We start from the raw sequence: 16197 nt of genomic DNA, 5'->3' as shown, positions 1-16197 counted from the left end.
CGACCGGATACAGGAAAACGACATGAACGACATCATGATGGGCACCAGTCTGCCCTATGCCGAACGCAAGCGTCAGGGGCTGATGGGGCGCATGCCTCACAAGGAGGAGTCCCTCTCCCAGCAGCGCCGCCGCATCTACCGCCTAGTCTCGGCCATGCAAAGCCCCTTCGATCAGCACCTGCTGCTGCGCCAGTTGCAGGAGGACAACCCTGTGCTGTTTTACGATCTGGTGCGCCACCACCTGCCCGAGCTCCTGCCCATCATCTACACCCCTGTGGTGGGGGAAGCCTGCCAGCGGCACAGCGATCTCTACCTGCGCAGCCACGGTCTCTACCTCTCCTGGCACGACAGGGACGAGCTGGACGCCATCTTCGCCGCGGTAGAGCAGGAGGTGGACGTCATCGTCATCTCCGACGGGGAGCGGGTGCTGGGGCTCGGCGATCTCGGCATCGGCGGCATGGGGATCTGCATCGGCAAGCTGGCGCTCTACAGCGCCGCCGGTGGCATCAACCCGGCCCGCACCCTGCCCCTGTGCGTGGACGTGGGCACCAACAACCCGGCCCTGCTGGAGGATGACTCCTACCTCGGCTGGCAGGCCCCGCGCATCGACGGCGAGACCTACTACCACTTCATGGACAAGGTAGTGGCGGCCATCCATAAACGCTGGCCCCAAGTGGTGCTGCAGTTCGAGGACTTCGCCGGCAAGCATGCCGCCAACCTGCTGGCCCGCTACCGGGACGAGCTCTGCATGTTCAACGACGACATCCAGGGCACGGCGGCGGTCGCCTCCGCCTGCGTGCTGGCGGGGTTGCAACAGGCGGGAAGCACCCTTGCCGACACGCCGGTGCTCATCGTCGGCGCGGGCTCGGCGGGCTGCGGCATCGCCGCCATGCTGGCCCGGCTGGCGGGCAGCCCAGAGCGGGTGCAGTTGTTCGATCAGGACGGCCTGGTCTGCCTGGACAGGGCCAACCTGACCCCTTCCCAGCAGCCTTTCGCCCGCCCGGCAGAGGAGGCCTGCGGCTCCCTGTCCGAGCTCATCGCCCGGCTGAGGCCCGGGGTGCTGATCGGGGTGAGCGGCCAGGGCGGCCTCTTCACCGAGCAGGTGCTTGGCGCCATGGGGGAGGCGTGCGAGCGCCCTGTGATACTGCCGCTCTCCAACCCGACCCGCAGCGCCGAGGCGACCCCGGAGCAGGTGTGGCAGGCGACCGAGGGGCGTGCCCTGCTCGCCACCGGCAGCCCCTTCGCCCCGGTCGAGGTGGCTGGGGAGGCGCGGGTGGTCTCCCAGTGCAACAACGTCTATGTCTTCCCGGGCATTGGCCTGGGGGCCTGCGCGGTCAAGGCGCGTCGTATCAGCGATGGCATGCTGCTGGCCGCGGTGCGGGCTGTGGGTGCCTATCCGCTGGTGACGGGTCGGCTGCTGCCCCCTATCGAACAGGTGGGAGAGGTGGCCCGCGCGGTTGCCAGGGCCGTGGCCCTGACCGCCCGCGAGGAGGGGTTGGCGGATTTTGACGGTGATCCCGCGCCGCTCATTGACCAGACCTGGTGGCGCCCGCACTATTGGTCCGCCTCCTGAGCTTGCAAGGTTAATCGATGAAACTTCGCCACCAACTGGTCACCCTCTCCCTCGGGCTGTCACTGCTGCTGATCCTGATCTTGGGAGGGCTGCTCGCCCTCTTTATCCGCCACCTGCTGGAGAGCAACCTGGAGGAGAAGGGGAGCGATCTGGCCCGGGTGCTGGCGGCGGACAGCCGGGTGGTGCAGGCCCTGCAGCAGGGCAATGATCCCGGCCTACGGGACTATGTGCAGGGGATCTGCAACCGCACCGATGCCGCCTACATGGTGGTGACGGACGAGCACGCCCGCCGCCTGAGCCATCCGTCACCCGAGCTGGTCGGTGCGACCTTCCGTGGCGAGGACATCTGGCCGGCGATCCAGGAGCGGCGCAGCTATTGCTCCAGGGACAAGGGCACGCTCGGCCCGGCCATCCGCTGCTTCTCGCCGGTGATAGGGGCGGACGGGCGCGCCATAGGGGCGGTGGCGGTGGGCTACCTGATGCGGACTGTGGAGGGCATCTATCTGGAGCGGATAGCCCTGCTCATCAGCGCCATCGGCGCCGTGCTGGGCTGCGGCCTGCTGCTGGCGCTCTGGTTGCAGCACCGGCTGCGGCGCACCCTGCTGGATCTGGAGCCGGAGACCATAGTCAACCGCTTCGCCCAGCAGGATCTGGTGCTGGAGGGCATCTCGGAGGGGATAGTGGCCCTCGATGGCAACCATCGCATCAAGATGCTCAACAGCGCGGCCTTCTACCAGTTGCGGCTACCGGGCACCGGCCGCCACGCCCTGCTGGGGCAATCCCTGGCCGAGCTGGCCCCCAGCCTTCTGCCCGCCCTGAACCAGCAGGGGGGGGTGAACTTCACCGTGCAGGGGGAGGCCTTTGTCGGTCACTGGCAGGATCTCAGCGGCCGCGAGCCGGGCCGCATGCTGATCTTCAGCCGACCGGACGGCACCGGCAGCCTCGGCATGCAGGTGACTCACTTGCGCCAGTATGCCGAGATGCTGCGGATCCAGACCCACGAGTTCGCCAACAAGCTGAGCAGCCTCTCCGGCCTGCTGCAGCTCGGTCACGTGGATCAGGCGGTGGAGCTGATCCAGCAGGAGAACGAGGCCTGCCAGACCATGCTGCAGGATCTGCTGCGCTCCATCGAGAACAAGCCGGTGGCCGGCCTCATCCTCGGCAAGTTCAGCCGGGCGCGGGAGCTGGGAGTCGAGCTGGTGCTGGATCCCGGCTCGGCCCTCGGGGAGTACCCGGCCGAGGTGTCGGCGGATCTCATCACCTGCATCGGCAACCTGCTGGACAACGGCATCAGGGCCGCCTGGGCGAACCGCCAGCGGTGCGCGCCCCGGGTGCTCATCTCGGTGGATGACTTCGGGCGTCGGCTGGTGATCGAGGTGGAGGACAGCGGCGAGGGGGTGGACGAGGCGCTGGCGGATCACCTGTTCGACTATGGGATCAGTCGCCAGACCGGCGATCATGGCGTAGGCCTCTTCCTGGTCAAGAAGACGGTGGCCCGCCGTGGGGGTGTGATAGAATGGCGCCGCACCGCCGAACAGACCACCTTGTTCGGTATCTATTTGAATAAAAACCAATTGGTGTGAGTCATGAAGCCAATTTTCACTCTTGTTATCGAGGACGACGAGCGGATCGGCGCCATCCTGGCGGAGCTTATCTCCTCGACCCCGGGCTACTCCCTGCTGGGGCGGGCCGAGAGCCTGGCCCAGGCCGATCTCATGATGCGTGCCACCGAACCCCAGTTGCTGGTGGTGGACATCTCCCTGCCGGACGGCTCGGGTCTTGAGTGGGTGAACCGGCTGCGCAGCCACAATCGGGAGGTCTTCGTGGTCATGGTGACCGCTTCCTGCGACGTGGAAACCATACAGCAGGCCCTGAATCTCGGGGTGCAGGACTACATCATCAAGCCGCTGCGGCTGTTTCGCATCCAGCAGAGCCTGGACGAGATCCTGACCCTGCACCGCCGCCTGTGCGAGCGCGGCCTGCTGGAGCAGAGCGATCTCGATCGCCTGATGGGCAAGGGGCGGATTCAGCCGAGGGAGGTGCGCGACACCCCCAAGGGCATAGACGCCATCACCTTGCGCCAGGTGCTGGAGCTGCTGGCGGGGGAGCCGGACACCGCCTTCTCCACCGATACGGTGGCGCTGCGCCTGTCACTCAGCCGCACCACGGCGCGCCGCTACCTGGAGTTTCTGGAGTCCGAAGACAAGCTGGACGTGGATCTCAACTACGGCCAGCGCGGTCGCCCCGAGCGGCGTTATCACTGGCGCCGGAGCAGCTGAGGCTGTTCTAACCCGCTGATGAAAGAAGGGAGCCCGAGGCTCCCTTCTTTCATTGCGCAGCAACGGCGCTCGCCGGCTTATGCCCCTTCTACCAGGGCGGGGCGTGCCCTCGGCTTGAACTGGGAGATCATGACGCCGGTCAGGATCAGGCCGCCGCCGAGCAGGTGATGGCCATGGATGGGCTCCCCCAGGGAGATGACGGCGATCAGCGCCGTGCACAGGGGCATCAGGTTCATGAACACAGAGGTGCGCTCCGCCCCCATGCTTGCCAGGCCGCGCATCCAGCAGTAGGCCGCCAGCAGGGAGGAGGCGAGCCCGGCGAACAGCACCAGACCCCAGCCTTCGGCAGGCACCGCCAGGGAGTCCGCACTCAGGGCGACCGGGATCAGCAGCAGCACCGCCAGCAGGATCTGCAGATAGAGGTTGAGCCAGGGGCCGAACGGCAGTTGCCAGCGGCGGATCAGCAGGCCATAGAGCGCATAGCTGGCGGAGCCGAGCAGCATGAGGCCATCCCCCGGATTGATGCCGTCGTGCAGCAAGGCCAGGGGGTTGCCCTGACCCAGCAGCCAGAGCACCCCGAACAGGGAGAGGCTCATGCCGAGCAGCGCCTGCTTGCCCGGGCGCTGGCCGAAGAAGAGGGCGCTCTGCAGCAGGGTCAGCAGCGGTATGAGGGAGCCGATGACCCCCATGTTGGTGGCCGAGGTGCTGTGGGCGGCGTAGTAGGCCAGGCACTGGTAGAGCACCATGCCAAGGGCCGCCAGCACCAGCAGCTTGCCGAGCCAGGGACGGATCTCGGCGCGGCGGCGCCATAGCTGCGGCAGGCAGAAGGGGGAGAGCGCCAGGGCGGCGATCACCCAGCGGTAGAAGGAGATGGCGGCGGGATCCAGCACGCCGGCGGCGGCCTTGGAGACCACCGTATTGGCGGCCCAGATCAGGATGGCGAGCAGGGGGAAGAGAAAGGGCATAGGCACTCCTTGATACGATGACGAGAGTCTAGCCTTGTCTTGAACGATGCAAGTAGCGTAAATAAGACATGTCATAACCGCTTTGGGACAATCTTCATGGGCAGCCTCACCCTGGCCGAGCAGGATCGCCTGCTGGGCGACCCCAACCCCCTCTATTTTCGCTACCGCCAGATCCAGGGGGGCAATGCCTGCGCCGAGCATACCCACCCCTGGGGCCAGCTCAGCCTCATCAGCCTGGGGGTCATGGTGGTGGAGGTCGGGGGAGAGCGACTGGTGGCGCCGGCCGACTACCTCATCTGGGTGCCGGCCAACCTGCCCCACAGCGCCTTCAACGAGCAGACCCTGGACTACACCTCCATCTATGTGAGCCATGCGCTGGCCCCGCGCCTGCCAAGGGAACCCCAACTGCTGGAATTGACCCCCTTGCTGCGGGCCCTGCTGGAGGATTTTACCCAGCGCCGGGTCGGCCATCTGGAGGACGAGTGGGACGCGCGCCAGGGGGAGCTCTTCATCGAGAAGCTGGCCCGCACCCGCTGCCAGCCGAGCTACCTGCCCCAGAGTCGCGACCGCCTGCTGGCCCCGCTGCTGGCCGCGCTGCACGCGGCTCCCGAGGACAACCGCACCCTGGCCGAATGGGCCAAGGTCTTGCACAGCACCGAGCGCACCCTGGCGCGGCGCTGCCAGAAGGAGCTGGGCATGAGCCTCGGCCAGTGGCGCACCCGGCTGCGCATGGTCAAGGCGCTGGACTGGCTGCGGGGGGAGATGCCGGTGCAGGAGATAGCCTGGCGCCTGGGTTACACCTCGACCTCGGCCTTTATCGCCATGTTCCAGCGTGAGCAGGGGTGTGCCCCCCAGCGTTATCGCCAGCAGCTGGGCCAGCCAGGGGGTTGATGAGCCTGGTGGAAAAAGAGAGGGCGCCTGCAGGCGCCCTTGTCATCAGAGGTGGCAGGATCAGAAGAAGCCGAGGGGGTTGATGTCGTGGCTCACCAGCAGGTTCTTGGTGTTCTGGTAGTGATCCAGCATCATCTTGTGGGTCTCGCGGCCTATGCCTGACTTCTTGTAGCCGCCGAAGGCGGCGTGGGCCGGGTAGGCGTGGTAGCAGTTGACCCAGACCCGGCCAGCCTGGATGCCGCGCCCCATGCGCCAGGCCAGGTTGCTGTCCCGGGTCCAGAGACCCGCCCCCAGGCCATACTGGGTGTCGTTGGCAATGGCCAGGGCATCCGCCTCGTCCTTGAAGGTGGTGACCCCGAGGGCCGGCCCGAAGATCTCCTCCTGGAACACCCGCATCTTGTTCTGACCCGAGAAGATGGTGGGCTGGATGTAGAAGCCCCCCTCAAGGCCATTCACTTTGGCCGGGCCGCCGCCTATCAGCATCTTGGCCCCCTCGCCGCGGCCAATCTCCATGTAGCTCAGTATCTTGTCGAACTGCTCCCGGGACGCCTGGGCGCCCACCTGGGTCGTGGTGTCCAGGGGGTTGCCCTGCACTATGGTGCGGGCGCGGGCCAGCACCCTGTCCATGAAGTCGTCATAGATGCTGGCCTGCACCAGGGCGCGAGAGGGGCAGGTGCACACTTCGCCCTGGTTGAAGAAGGTCATCAGCATGCCTTCCACCGCCTTGTCGATGTAGCTGCTCTCATGCTGCATCACATCGGCAAAGTAGATGTTGGGGGACTTGCCGCCCAGCTCGACGGTGGAGGGAATAAGCTTGTCGGCGGCGCAGCGCAGTATATGGGCGCCGACTTCGGTCGAACCGGTAAAGGCCAGCTTCTGGATCCTGTCGCTGGTAGCCAGCGCCTGACCCGCCTCGGCGCCGAAGCCATTGACCACGTTGACCACGCCGGGGGGCAGTATGTCCTTGATGAGATCCATCATCAGCATGATGGTGACCGGGGTCTGTTCGGCTGGCTTGAGCACGCTGCAGCAACCGGCCGCCAACACAGGAGCCAGCTTCCAGGCTGCCATCAACAGCGGGAAGTTCCAGGGGATGATCTGGCCGACCACGCCTATGGGCTCCTTGAAGTGGTAGCTGACGGTGTGCTGATCCAGCTCGGCGGCCGAGCCCTCCTGGGCGCGGATGCAGCCGGCGAAGTAGCGGAAATGATCCACCACCAGCGGCAGGTCGGCGGCCAGGGTCTCGCGCACCGCCTTGCCGTTCTCCCAGGTCTCGGCGACGGCGAGCACCTCTATGTTCTGCTCGATGCGATCGGCGATGCGCAGCAGCAGGTTGCTGCGCTCGGTGACGCTGGTCTTGCTCCAGCTGGCAAAGGCCTTGTGGGCGGCATCCAGCGCCAGCTCGATGTCGGCGGCGTCGGATCTGGCCACCTCGCAGAATACCCGGCCATCTACCGGCGAGACGTTCTCGAAATAGCGGCCGGCGCGGGGGGCCACCCAGTCGCCACCGATGAAGTTGTCGTAACGGGACTTGAAGCTGACCAGGGCGCCTGCCTGACCGGGAGCGGTGTAAATCATCTCATCATCCTTATGTGTGTGGTCCTGACCGGCCCGGGGCCGGTGACCAGCTGCTATCGCAAGGGCCGTGCCAGAGGGTCTGACCAGAGGGACGAAAGTTAATAAAACGTTATCAAACGGGGTGCGGCGGCGTATCTTGATTAACCAGTGACCCCGGCCGTGGCGATGAGACTGTGCCGTTTCTGGACAGTGGTCGTGACACTGTGCCCTTTGTGAACAGGAGGCGTGATGAGCGAGTTACCTCAGTCCATTCCCAGCCCCAGCCCGATCCAGCGCTCCTGGCAGCGTTGCCTGCATCAGGGCCTGCTCCGCCAGCAGAGCGCCGAGCTGGATCTGCTGCCCCAGGGAGAGCTGTCGGCCCGCCAGGAGCAGCACAGAACCCTTATCACCTGCTTCCAGCGCTTCGTGTTGCCGCTGTTTGCCCAGTTGCTGGCGGGCAGGCCCTGTCGCCTGCTGCTGTGTGACGGCGAGGGGGCCATTTTGGCCGCCAGCGGTGACGATGGCTTCGCCCGCCTCGCCGAGCGGATCTTTTTGCGCAGCGGTGCCCGCTGGGGGGAGGCGAGCAAGGGTACCAATGCCATAGGCACAGCGCTGGCCGAGCAGAGCGAGGTGCAGGTGCTGGGGGCCCAGCACTTCTTCGCCCAGCACAGCTTCCTCAGTTGCAGTGCCTGCCCCCTGCTCGGGCCGGACGGGCAACTGCTGGGGGTGCTCGACATCTCCACCGATGCGGCCCACCACGACGGCGACATGCTGGGCACTGTGCGGCTGCTGGCCATGACCCTGGAAAACGCCCTGCTGGCGCGTCAGCCGGGCTGGCTGGTGGATCTCGATCCCCAGAGTCTCTGGTCCGCCCGCCTGCTGCTGGGGGAGGGGGGCGAGCTGCTCGGGGCCAACCGGGCAGGACGGCTCTGGCTCGGCCAGCACCCGTTTGACGGCAAGCAGCTGCTGCGGGATCGGCGCGGCCTGCGGCTGGAGCCCGAGCCTGTGGTGATTCAAACCGAAAACCAACCCCAGCCAGCCGTTACCGCCGGGGTGCCCCTCAAGATGCTGGAGCGCGGCATCTCGCTGCTTGTCGAGGGGGAGACCGGTAGCGGCAAGGAGCACCTGGTGCGTGCCCTGCACCGCCAATCGAGCCGACGGGGCAAGCCCCTGGTGTGCGTCAACTGCGGCGCCCTGCCCGCCGATCTGGTGGAGGCCGAGCTGTTTGGCTATGTGGGTGGGGCCTTCAGCGGCGCCCGCAGCCAGGGCAGTCAGGGTTATCTGCGCGCCGCCCACGGCGGCATCCTGATGCTGGACGAGATCGGCGAGTTGCCGCTCCCGGCCCAGACCCGGCTGCTGCGGGTGTTGCAGGAGCGCAGCGTGACGCCGGTTGGCAGCCACAAACCAGAGCCGGTGGACTTCTGGCTGGTCAGCGCCAGCCACCGGGATCTTACGGCCATGGTGCAGGATGGCGGCTTTCGCGAAGACCTCTATTACCGCATCTGTGGCTGGCGCCAGCAGCTTGCGCCGCTGCGGGCCTGGCCCCAGGGCGAGCGCCTGGGGGTGATCCGGCGCCTGCTCTCGGAGATGGACCCGGCCCTGCAACTGACGCCGCAGGCGGAGCGGCAACTGCTGGCCCATCCCCTGCCCGGCAACGTGCGCCAGCTCAAGCAGGCGCTGGAGGTGGCCTGCGTGCTGGCGGAAGGGCAGGGCTGGATTGAACCCGCCCACCTGCATCTGCCCGAGGTGGCCGCCATGCCGGCTCCCCGGGGCGCCACCACCTTGCGCGAACAGAGCCGGCTGCGGGTGCAGCAGACCCTGACGGAGTGTGGCGGCAACGTGAGCGAGGCGGCGCGGCGGCTTGGCATCAGCCGCACCACCCTCTACCGGGCGCTGCGGGAAGAGGGATAGGGGTGTTGCCGCACCGCTTGCTTGTGTAGACTGGGGCTCTGCGATGATTTTTCTTTATTTTTCCATGGCATGGAGCGCTCAGTGGTGAAAGGAATGATGACATCGGGAACCCGTTTCCCCAGGAGCTGGCGTCCGCCTCTTGCGGTGCAATGCCGACAGGATACAGCCCGGCGGATGGCAGGCGACGCCCTGCTCGCGGGCTGAGCCGACCAATGCCCCGGCGCCCGTGAGGGCGCGTGTAATAACCTTGGATCTGGATCAGCACGGTGCAGAATTACAAGGTGTAGAGTAAAAGCTCTTTTTCAGGTGTGATCGCCATGACCCCATCCTATTCCCGCGTGACCAATATGTTGTTCTGGAGCCTGCTGCTCGGCAGCCTGCTGGCCATACTGGTGTTCGAGTTCGGGCCAGAGCGGCGGCTGGACATCCTGAGCCAGGCCAGCCTAGCCGTCAGGGCCCAAGATGATCGCGCCAATGGGGGCCAATCGGTCACCACGCTGATTCCTGGGGGCGACAAGCCCGCCATCGACTGCAAGCTGCGCGCGGGCCACAGCTCCCCCTTCTGTGAACTGATCCTGACCCTGTCTGCCCCCGAGTGGGGGCTGGATCTCTCCCACTTCAACGGCGTGCGGGTCAAGCTGAGGGTGGAGGGGAGCGAGCCGCAGAGCTGGCGCCTCTATCTGCGCAACTATGATCCCGCCTACTCGATAGCCGGGGACGAGATCTCCCACAAGTTCAACGAGGTGCTCTTTCGTCCCGACGATTACGGCCGCATCCAGGACATCCCCCTCAAGGTGTTCGCCCCCAGCTCCTGGTGGGTGCAGCAGTACCGGATCCCGCTGGCGCAGCAGGGGGCGGATCTGCACCATGTCTATGCCATCGAGCTTGCCACCGACGACAGGATGCAGCCGGGGGACTACAGGTTGATCCTGGAAAAGCTGGAGTTCTATGGCCGCTGGGGCAAGCCGGGGGACTTCTACCGCCAGCTGCTGCTGGGCTGGCTGATATACGGAATACTGCTGTTTCTGACCCAGTACCTGCTGATGGGAGACAAGCTGCGCAAGGCTCGCGAGGCGCGGCTGGCGGCGGAGGCGCTCAGCCAGAGCCTGTCCGAGCAGTACCGCCGCACCGAGGAGGAGGCCCGCTACGATCCCCTGACCGGGGCCCTCAACCGGCTCGGTGGCGAGAAGCTCTTGAGCGAACTGGGGGAGATGCCGCTCTCCTTCATCTATATCGACATCGATCACTTCAAGGGGGTCAACGACACCCACGGCCACCCCATGGGGGACGAGGTGCTCAAGCACATGGTGAGCGAGCTGCTGCGCCATTGTGACAGCCTGTGCCGCCTGGTGCGCTGGGGAGGAGAGGAGTTCGTGCTGGTCTGCCTGCACCATGAGCAGGCGAGGGCAGAGCGGCTGGCCGAGCGACTGAGGGGGGCGCTGGAGGCCTACAGGGAGTGGCCCCTCGGGCTCAGGATCACCGCCTCCTTCGGGGTGGCGGAGCGGCGCGGGGACTCCCTGGAGCTGACCCTCAAGCGAGCGGACGAGGCGCTCTATCAGGCCAAGGAGCGGGGTCGCAACCGGGTCGAGGTGGGCTAGGGCGCAGGCTTGCCAACCGACTAAGGGCCTTGCCTTCGCTAAGGTGATTGCAGCTGGAGCCCCGGCCTCCCAGCCGTTATGATGCGCGCCAGCCGGGGCGCGGGCCCCCCTCTTCAGTCAAGGAGTTTCCCATGTCCCAACACCTAGGTGCCCTGACCCTGCTGGTGGCCGACTACGATCAGGCCATTCGCTTTTTTACCCAGGGGCTCGGATTTGAGCTGCTGGAAGACACGCCCCTCGACGAGCCGGGCAAACCGGGCAAGCGCTGGGTGCGGGTCGCCCCGAAAGGTGCCCCAGGGTCGGCCCTGCTGCTGGCCCAGGCTGCCAATGCGCAGCAGCAGGCCGCCATCGGCCAGCAGGGGGGCGGCCGGGTCTTTCTGTTTCTCGAGACCGACGATTTCTGGGGCGACTACCAGCGCATGCAGCAGTACGGCGTGCATTTTTGTGAACAGCCCCGCCACGAGCCCTATGGCACTGTGGTGGTGTTCGAGGACATCAGTGGCAACCGCTGGGACCTGCTGCAACGCATTGCTGCCAACTGAATCTGAAAACGTTTATCATCCCGCCTGTCATAAAGTCATAAAAGTGTCACAGAAAGTTCTAATAATTGGCGCACCCATCTTCACAGAGGAGAGAGAAGGGATATGGCTAAGCGAATTCTGGTGGTCGAGGACGAGGCACCAATCCGCGAGATGCTCTGCTTCGTGCTCGAGCAAAAAGGATATGAGACGGTTGAGGCAGAAGATTATGCCGATGGACTGGCGAAGGTGCGTGAACCTTACCCCGAGCTCATCGTACTGGACTGGATGATGCCAGGCGGCAGTGGCATCCAGTTCATCAAACAGCTCAAGCAGGACGAGGTGACCCGCCAGATACCCGTAGTGATGCTGACCGCCCGTGGTGAGGAAGAGGACAAGGTGCGCGGCCTCGAGGCGGGCGCCGACGACTACATCACCAAGCCGTTCTCTCCCAAGGAGCTGACCGCCCGTCTGCACGCCGTGATGCGCCGGGTCTCCCCCACCTCGGTGGACGAGGTGATCGAGGTGCAGGGGCTCAAGCTGGATCCTGTCTCCCACAGGGTCAGTGCCGAGGAGAAGGCGCTGGACATGGGGCCGACCGAGTTCAAGCTGCTGCACTTCTTCATGACCCATCCCGAGCGGGTCTACAGCCGCGAGCAACTGCTCAACAACGTCTGGGGCACTAATGTGTATGTGGAAGACAGGACGGTGGACGTGCACATCCGTCGCCTGCGCAAGGCGATCGAAGAGACCGGGCACGACAGATTGATCCAGACGGTGCGTGGAGCCGGATACCGCTTCTCAACCCGTCTCTAGGGGATAACATGTTGCAACCTTACGCCTGGCGGCGACAGTTGTGGCGAATGGCGTTCTTCTACGCCCCCTTCGTCTTGGTAGGTTGGTTGATAGAACACCTCTCCCTCTGCCTGCTGGTGGCGACCGTGCTGCACCTGGGCTGGCACTACCGCTTCCAGAAGCGGCTGTCGGACTGGCTGTGGCACGATCGCAGCCTGGTGCCGCCCCATGGCAGCGGCAGTTGGGAATACATCTTCAATGGCATTTACAAGTTGCAGCAGCGCCACCGTGCCCGGCGCCGCGAGCTGGCGGGGCTCATCCGTCGGTTCCGGGAGGGGGCCGAGGCCCTGCCCGATGCCGCCGTGGTGTTTCGCACCGACGGCAGCATCCTATGGTGCAACCGGCTGGCGGAGCAGTTGCTCGGTTTTCGCTGGCCCGAGGATGCCGGCCAGCACATAGGCAACCTCATCCGTCACCCCGGTTTCGTCGCCTACCTCGGCAAGGGGCAGTATGACGAGCCGTTCGAGATGAGCTCCCCCATCAACGAGGAGAAGTTTCTCGAGTTTCGCATCATGCCCTATGCCGAGGATCAGGCCATGCTGGTGGTGCGGGACGTGACCCGGCTGCGCAGCCTCGAGAAGACCCGCAAGCACTTCGTCTCCAACGTCTCCCACGAGCTGCGCACCCCGCTCACAGTGCTCAAGGGGTACCTGGAGATGACCGAGGAGCCGCCGCCCCCCGCCATGTGGGCCAAGGCGCACAAGGTGATGATGGAGCAGACCATTCGCATGGACAACCTGGTCAACCAGCTGCTCACCCTGTCGCGCATCGAGGCGGCCCCGACCGTGGATCTCTCCCATCTGGTGGACATGCCCGCCATGCTGGGGCTGCTGGAGCAGGAGGCGCGGGCCCTGTCGGGAGAGAGTGCCCATCAGATCGAGTTTCAGGTGCAGTCCAATCTGTTCGTGAAGGGTGACAGGGACCAGCTGCGCAGCGCCGTCTCCAACCTGGTCTACAACGCCATTCACTACACCCCCGCCGGTCGCAAGATCACTGTGGAGTGGCGCAAGCAGGGGGCCATGGCGCTCTTTGTGGTGCAGGACCAGGGGGAGGGGATAGCCCCGGAGCATCTGGCGCGGCTCACCGAACGCTTCTATCGGGTCGACAAGGCGAGATCCCGCCACACCGGCGGCTCCGGCCTTGGCCTCGCCATCGTCAAGCATGCCCTGAGCCATCACGATGCCCAGCTCGAGATAGAGAGCCGGGTCGGCCAGGGCAGCCGTTTCAGCTTCCTCATTCCTGCCAGGATGGTGGTGGTAAAATAGTCTTTATTGACAACTGGTTAGCAATAAAAAAGGGGGCGGCGAGAGCGGCCCCCTTGGCATTTGTTCCGCGCTGGGCCCATGTCATCAAAGTGTCATATAAATTCCATAAATTTGTCACTGCCAGGTCAGATACTGGCGCCGTCTTAAGAACAGACCCAGCGTCACCTTGGGAAAGAGGGGACGGAATACAACTCAACAAGCTGACTGACGCAGTCAGCTTGATCACCGCAAGACAGTGTTAATCGGCGCCATGTATTGGCAATTGCCTTCTGTAACTTTGGAGAGATTGGATGAAACTCAACAAACTGGCTGGTGTAATCGGATTCACCGCAGCAACCCTGTTTTCTGTCAGCGCCCTGGCTGCCGGTGTGGATAAAGATCTGCCGGATTACACCCCGACCAGTGGCATCTCGGGCAACCTGTCCTCTGTCGGCTCGGACACCCTGGCCAACATGATGACCCTGTGGGCCGAAGAATTTAAGCGCGTCTACCCCAACGTCAACGTGCAGATCCAGGCCGCCGGTTCTTCCACTGCCCCGACCGCACTGACCGAGGGCGTCGCCCAGTTTGGCCCCATGAGCCGTGCCATGAAGGCCGGTGAAGAGGAAGCATTCGAGAAGCGCTACGGCTACAAGCCGACCGCCATCCGCGTCGCGGTCGATGCCCTGGCGGTGTTCGTGAACAAGGACAACCCCATCAAGGGGCTGACCATGGAGCAGGTTGACTCTGTCTTCTCCAGCACCCTCAAGTGCGGCGAAGCCAAGGCCGCCACCAAATGGTCCGATCTGGGTCTGGATGGCAACTGGTCCAGCAAGGACCTGCAACTGTTCGGTCGCAACTCTGTCTCCGGCACCTACGGCTACTTCAAGGAGCACGCCCTGTGCAACGGTGACTTCAAGAGCGGCGTGAACGAGCAGCCGGGCTCCGCCTCAGTGGTGCAATCCGTCTCCGCTTCCCTGAACGGCATAGGTTACTCCGGCATCGGCTACGTCACCTCAGGCGTGCGTGCCGTACCGCTCTCCAAGGATGGCAAGACCTTCGTTGAAGCGACCGCAGAGAACGCCTTGACCGGCAAGTACCCGCTGTCGCGCTTCCTGTACGTTTACGTGAACAAGGCTCCGAACAAGCCGCTCTCCCCGATGGAGCAGGAGTTTGTGAAGATGATGCTCTCCAAGGCCGGTCAGACCATAGTGGCGAAGGATGGCTATGTGCCGGTTCCCGCCAAGATTGTCCAGGCCGACCTGAAGAAGCTGGGTATCATGTAATCCCGCTTTCGCACTCTATACAGACGAGCCTCCAAACGAGCCCAAGCGGGCTCGTTTTTATTTTGGCGCCACGGGATCTTTTTGGTCGCATGGGGTGGTGCCTGGCTTGCACCGGACGGCGGCATTCCCGAGAATAGGGCAACTTCACGGTAAAGGACCCTCTCATGCGTGCATCTTCCCTGTCCAAATTCGGCCTGGCGGCCTTGTGTAGCGCCCTGCTGGCCAGTTGTGCCCAGTCGCCGACCGGCCGCAGCCAGATGCTGCTCTTCTCACCCCAGCAGATGAACCAGCTGGGTGCCGACTCCTTCGAGCAGATGAAGAAGCAGGAGAAGGTAAGCAAGGATGCCAAGGTGAATGCCTATGTCTCCTGCGTGGCCAAGGCGGTCACCGCCCAGGTGCCTGCCAGCTATGGCATCGCCAGCTGGGAGGTGGTGGTGTTTGACTCCAAGGAGGTCAATGCCTTCGCCCTGCCCGGGGGCAAGATCGGCGTCTACAGCGGCCTGCTCAAGGTCGCCAAGAATCAGGATCAGCTCGCCACCGTCATCGGCCACGAGCTGACCCACGTGCTGGCACAGCATTCCAACGAACGCCTCTCCCGGGATCAGCTGACCGGCATAGGGCTGGCGGTGGCCGATGCCGCCATCGGCAGCAGCCAGGGGGGCGGTGCCACCATGGCGGCGCTCGGGCTCGGGGTTCAGGTGGGGATCGCCCTGCCCTATGGCCGGGCTCAGGAGAGCGAGGCCGACCGGTTGGGGCTGGATCTGATGGCTCGCGCCGGCTTCAACCCGGCCGAGGCGATTCCCCTGTGGCAGAACATGAGTGCCGCCGCCGGGGGCAAGGCGCCGCCCCAGTTGCTCTCTACTCACCCGAGCGACGAGAACCGCATTACCGAGTTGCAGGCCCAACAGGCTCAGGCAGAGCCCCTGTATCGGCAGGCCCGTGCCGCTGGGTTGACTCCCCAGTGCAAGGCATAACACTGCGTCTGGCCCGTCCCGCCGATGCCGCCGCCATGACGGTGATGCAGCGGGCCAGCTGGCTGGCGGCCTATGGCGGTGTGCTCGGTGAGGATCTGCTGGCCCAGCTGGCGGTCACCGAGCATCTGCAGATCTGGCGCCGCCGGCTCGCCGAGCCAGCCCCCATCCCCATGCTGCTCTGCCAGGACGAGGTCGTCATCGGCCTGCTCTATTGGCACCCGGCCCATGAGGAGGGGCTGATGACGGCGCGCATCCGGGCGCTCTATCTGCACCCGGATCACTGGCGTCGGGGCCATGGCAAGCGGCTGTGGCAGGCGGTGGCGGTGCAGATGCGCCGGGCCGGTTGCGAGTGCGTCAGGCTATGGCTGCTCGATGGCAATCACATTGGCGAGGGGTTCTACCTGCGCCGCGGCTTCGTGTTTGACGGCCAGGAGCGCACCCTGACGAGCCTGGGACAACCCTGTCTGCAGCGGCAAATGTTCCGTTTGCTTTGAGCTGGCTCCCGTTTTTCGCCCATGGTTACTTTATTTTTTTGGCGAATTAATA

General features: G+C 64.9%; 14 protein-coding genes. 12 read left to right on the top strand and 2 right to left on the bottom strand.

Going from position 1 to position 16197, the window contains the following annotated elements; all coding sequences use genetic code 11:
* Window positions 1-22: 22 nt before the first annotated feature.
* Genes OC537_RS10805 through OC537_RS10795 form a run of 3 tightly spaced genes read left to right on the top strand, consistent with a single transcriptional unit; the run spans window position 23 to window position 3852 of the window.
* The gene (locus OC537_RS10805) at window positions 23-1573 is read left to right on the top strand and encodes an NAD-dependent malic enzyme (protein ID WP_262111152.1); all 1551 of its coding nucleotides are present in this window, start codon (window positions 23-25) and stop codon (window positions 1571-1573) included.
* Window positions 1574-1590: 17 nt separating this feature from the next.
* Window positions 1591-3156 (top strand): sensor histidine kinase, encoded by a 1566-nt coding sequence (locus OC537_RS10800; protein WP_106886114.1) that lies wholly within the window; start codon window positions 1591-1593, stop codon window positions 3154-3156.
* A 3-nt stretch (window positions 3157-3159) separates the two neighbouring features.
* Entirely contained in the window at window positions 3160-3852 is a 693-nt protein-coding gene (locus OC537_RS10795) for a response regulator (RefSeq protein WP_042649489.1), read from the top strand.
* Between the two features lie 77 nt (window positions 3853-3929).
* On the opposite strand, the gene OC537_RS10790 is transcribed toward OC537_RS10795, so the two are convergent.
* A complete protein-coding gene (locus OC537_RS10790) occupies window positions 3930-4817 on the bottom strand; it encodes a DMT family transporter (RefSeq protein WP_234571049.1) in 888 nt (295 codons plus the stop codon).
* 96 nt (window positions 4818-4913) lie between these two features.
* On the opposite strand from OC537_RS10790, the gene OC537_RS10785 reads away from it, so the two are divergent.
* Complete coding sequence (locus OC537_RS10785) at window positions 4914-5708, top strand: AraC family transcriptional regulator (protein WP_262111146.1); 795 nt, start codon at window positions 4914-4916, stop codon at window positions 5706-5708.
* A gap of 60 nt (window positions 5709-5768) precedes the next feature.
* Here OC537_RS10785 and OC537_RS10780 read toward each other — a convergent pair whose 3' ends face one another.
* Entirely contained in the window at window positions 5769-7286 is a 1518-nt protein-coding gene (locus OC537_RS10780) for an aldehyde dehydrogenase family protein (RefSeq protein WP_262111144.1), read from the bottom strand.
* Between the two features lie 228 nt (window positions 7287-7514).
* Between OC537_RS10780 and OC537_RS10775 the strand changes: the two genes are divergently transcribed.
* The 8 genes from OC537_RS10775 to OC537_RS10740 all read left to right on the top strand — a co-directional run bounded on the left by OC537_RS10775 (window position 7515) and on the right by OC537_RS10740 (window position 16145).
* Window positions 7515-9176, top strand: a complete 1662-nt coding sequence (locus tag OC537_RS10775; RefSeq protein ID WP_262111142.1) for a sigma-54-dependent Fis family transcriptional regulator — start codon at window positions 7515-7517, stop codon at window positions 9174-9176.
* A gap of 317 nt (window positions 9177-9493) precedes the next feature.
* Window positions 9494-10774, top strand: coding sequence for a GGDEF domain-containing protein (locus OC537_RS10770; protein ID WP_262111140.1), 1281 nt, complete (start codon window positions 9494-9496; stop codon window positions 10772-10774).
* 131 nt (window positions 10775-10905) lie between these two features.
* Window positions 10906-11316 (top strand): VOC family protein, encoded by a 411-nt coding sequence (locus OC537_RS10765; protein ID WP_262111138.1) that lies wholly within the window; start codon window positions 10906-10908, stop codon window positions 11314-11316.
* Between the two features lie 102 nt (window positions 11317-11418).
* Entirely contained in the window at window positions 11419-12108 is a 690-nt protein-coding gene (gene phoB / locus OC537_RS10760; protein WP_041206225.1) for a phosphate regulon transcriptional regulator PhoB, read from the top strand.
* A gap of 8 nt (window positions 12109-12116) precedes the next feature.
* Window positions 12117-13412, top strand: coding sequence for a phosphate regulon sensor histidine kinase PhoR (gene phoR, locus OC537_RS10755; protein ID WP_111909968.1), 1296 nt, complete (start codon window positions 12117-12119; stop codon window positions 13410-13412).
* A 290-nt stretch (window positions 13413-13702) separates the two neighbouring features.
* Window positions 13703-14677, top strand: a complete 975-nt coding sequence (locus OC537_RS10750; protein ID WP_025327848.1) for a PstS family phosphate ABC transporter substrate-binding protein — start codon at window positions 13703-13705, stop codon at window positions 14675-14677.
* Window positions 14678-14841: 164 nt separating this feature from the next.
* Entirely contained in the window at window positions 14842-15651 is an 810-nt protein-coding gene (locus OC537_RS10745) for a M48 family metallopeptidase (RefSeq protein WP_262111130.1), read from the top strand.
* Window positions 15639-16145 (top strand): GNAT family N-acetyltransferase, encoded by a 507-nt coding sequence (locus OC537_RS10740; RefSeq protein ID WP_042648621.1) that lies wholly within the window; start codon window positions 15639-15641, stop codon window positions 16143-16145. The genes OC537_RS10745 and OC537_RS10740 overlap by 13 nt, the downstream gene beginning before the upstream one ends.
* Window positions 16146-16197: the final 52 nt, after the last annotated feature.

The organism is Aeromonas sp. Marseille-Q5825, from assembly GCF_946892685.1.
GTDB classification, from domain to species: Bacteria; Pseudomonadota; Gammaproteobacteria; order Enterobacterales; family Aeromonadaceae; genus Aeromonas; species Aeromonas rivipollensis.
This window is presented reverse-complemented; position numbering and strand designations above follow the sequence as displayed.

Bases quoted from the DNA above. Each gene is read 5' to 3' on its own strand.
- OC537_RS10805 (WP_262111152.1), top strand. From the start codon at position 23: ATGAACGACATCATGATGGGCACCAGTCTGCCCTATGCCGAACGCAAG.
- OC537_RS10800 (WP_106886114.1), top strand. From the start codon at position 1,591: ATGAAACTTCGCCACCAACTGGTCACCCTCTCCCTCGGGCTGTCACTG.
- OC537_RS10795 (WP_042649489.1), top strand. From the start codon at position 3,160: ATGAAGCCAATTTTCACTCTTGTTATCGAGGACGACGAGCGGATCGGC.
- OC537_RS10790 (WP_234571049.1), bottom strand. From the start codon at position 4,817: ATGCCCTTTCTCTTCCCCCTGCTCGCCATCCTGATCTGGGCCGCCAAT.
- OC537_RS10785 (WP_262111146.1), top strand. From the start codon at position 4,914: ATGGGCAGCCTCACCCTGGCCGAGCAGGATCGCCTGCTGGGCGACCCC.
- OC537_RS10780 (WP_262111144.1), bottom strand. From the start codon at position 7,286: ATGATTTACACCGCTCCCGGTCAGGCAGGCGCCCTGGTCAGCTTCAAG.
- OC537_RS10775 (WP_262111142.1), top strand. From the start codon at position 7,515: ATGAGCGAGTTACCTCAGTCCATTCCCAGCCCCAGCCCGATCCAGCGC.
- OC537_RS10770 (WP_262111140.1), top strand. From the start codon at position 9,494: ATGACCCCATCCTATTCCCGCGTGACCAATATGTTGTTCTGGAGCCTG.
- OC537_RS10765 (WP_262111138.1), top strand. From the start codon at position 10,906: ATGTCCCAACACCTAGGTGCCCTGACCCTGCTGGTGGCCGACTACGAT.
- phoB (WP_041206225.1), top strand. From the start codon at position 11,419: ATGGCTAAGCGAATTCTGGTGGTCGAGGACGAGGCACCAATCCGCGAG.
- phoR (WP_111909968.1), top strand. From the start codon at position 12,117: ATGTTGCAACCTTACGCCTGGCGGCGACAGTTGTGGCGAATGGCGTTC.
- OC537_RS10750 (WP_025327848.1), top strand. From the start codon at position 13,703: ATGAAACTCAACAAACTGGCTGGTGTAATCGGATTCACCGCAGCAACC.
- OC537_RS10745 (WP_262111130.1), top strand. From the start codon at position 14,842: ATGCGTGCATCTTCCCTGTCCAAATTCGGCCTGGCGGCCTTGTGTAGC.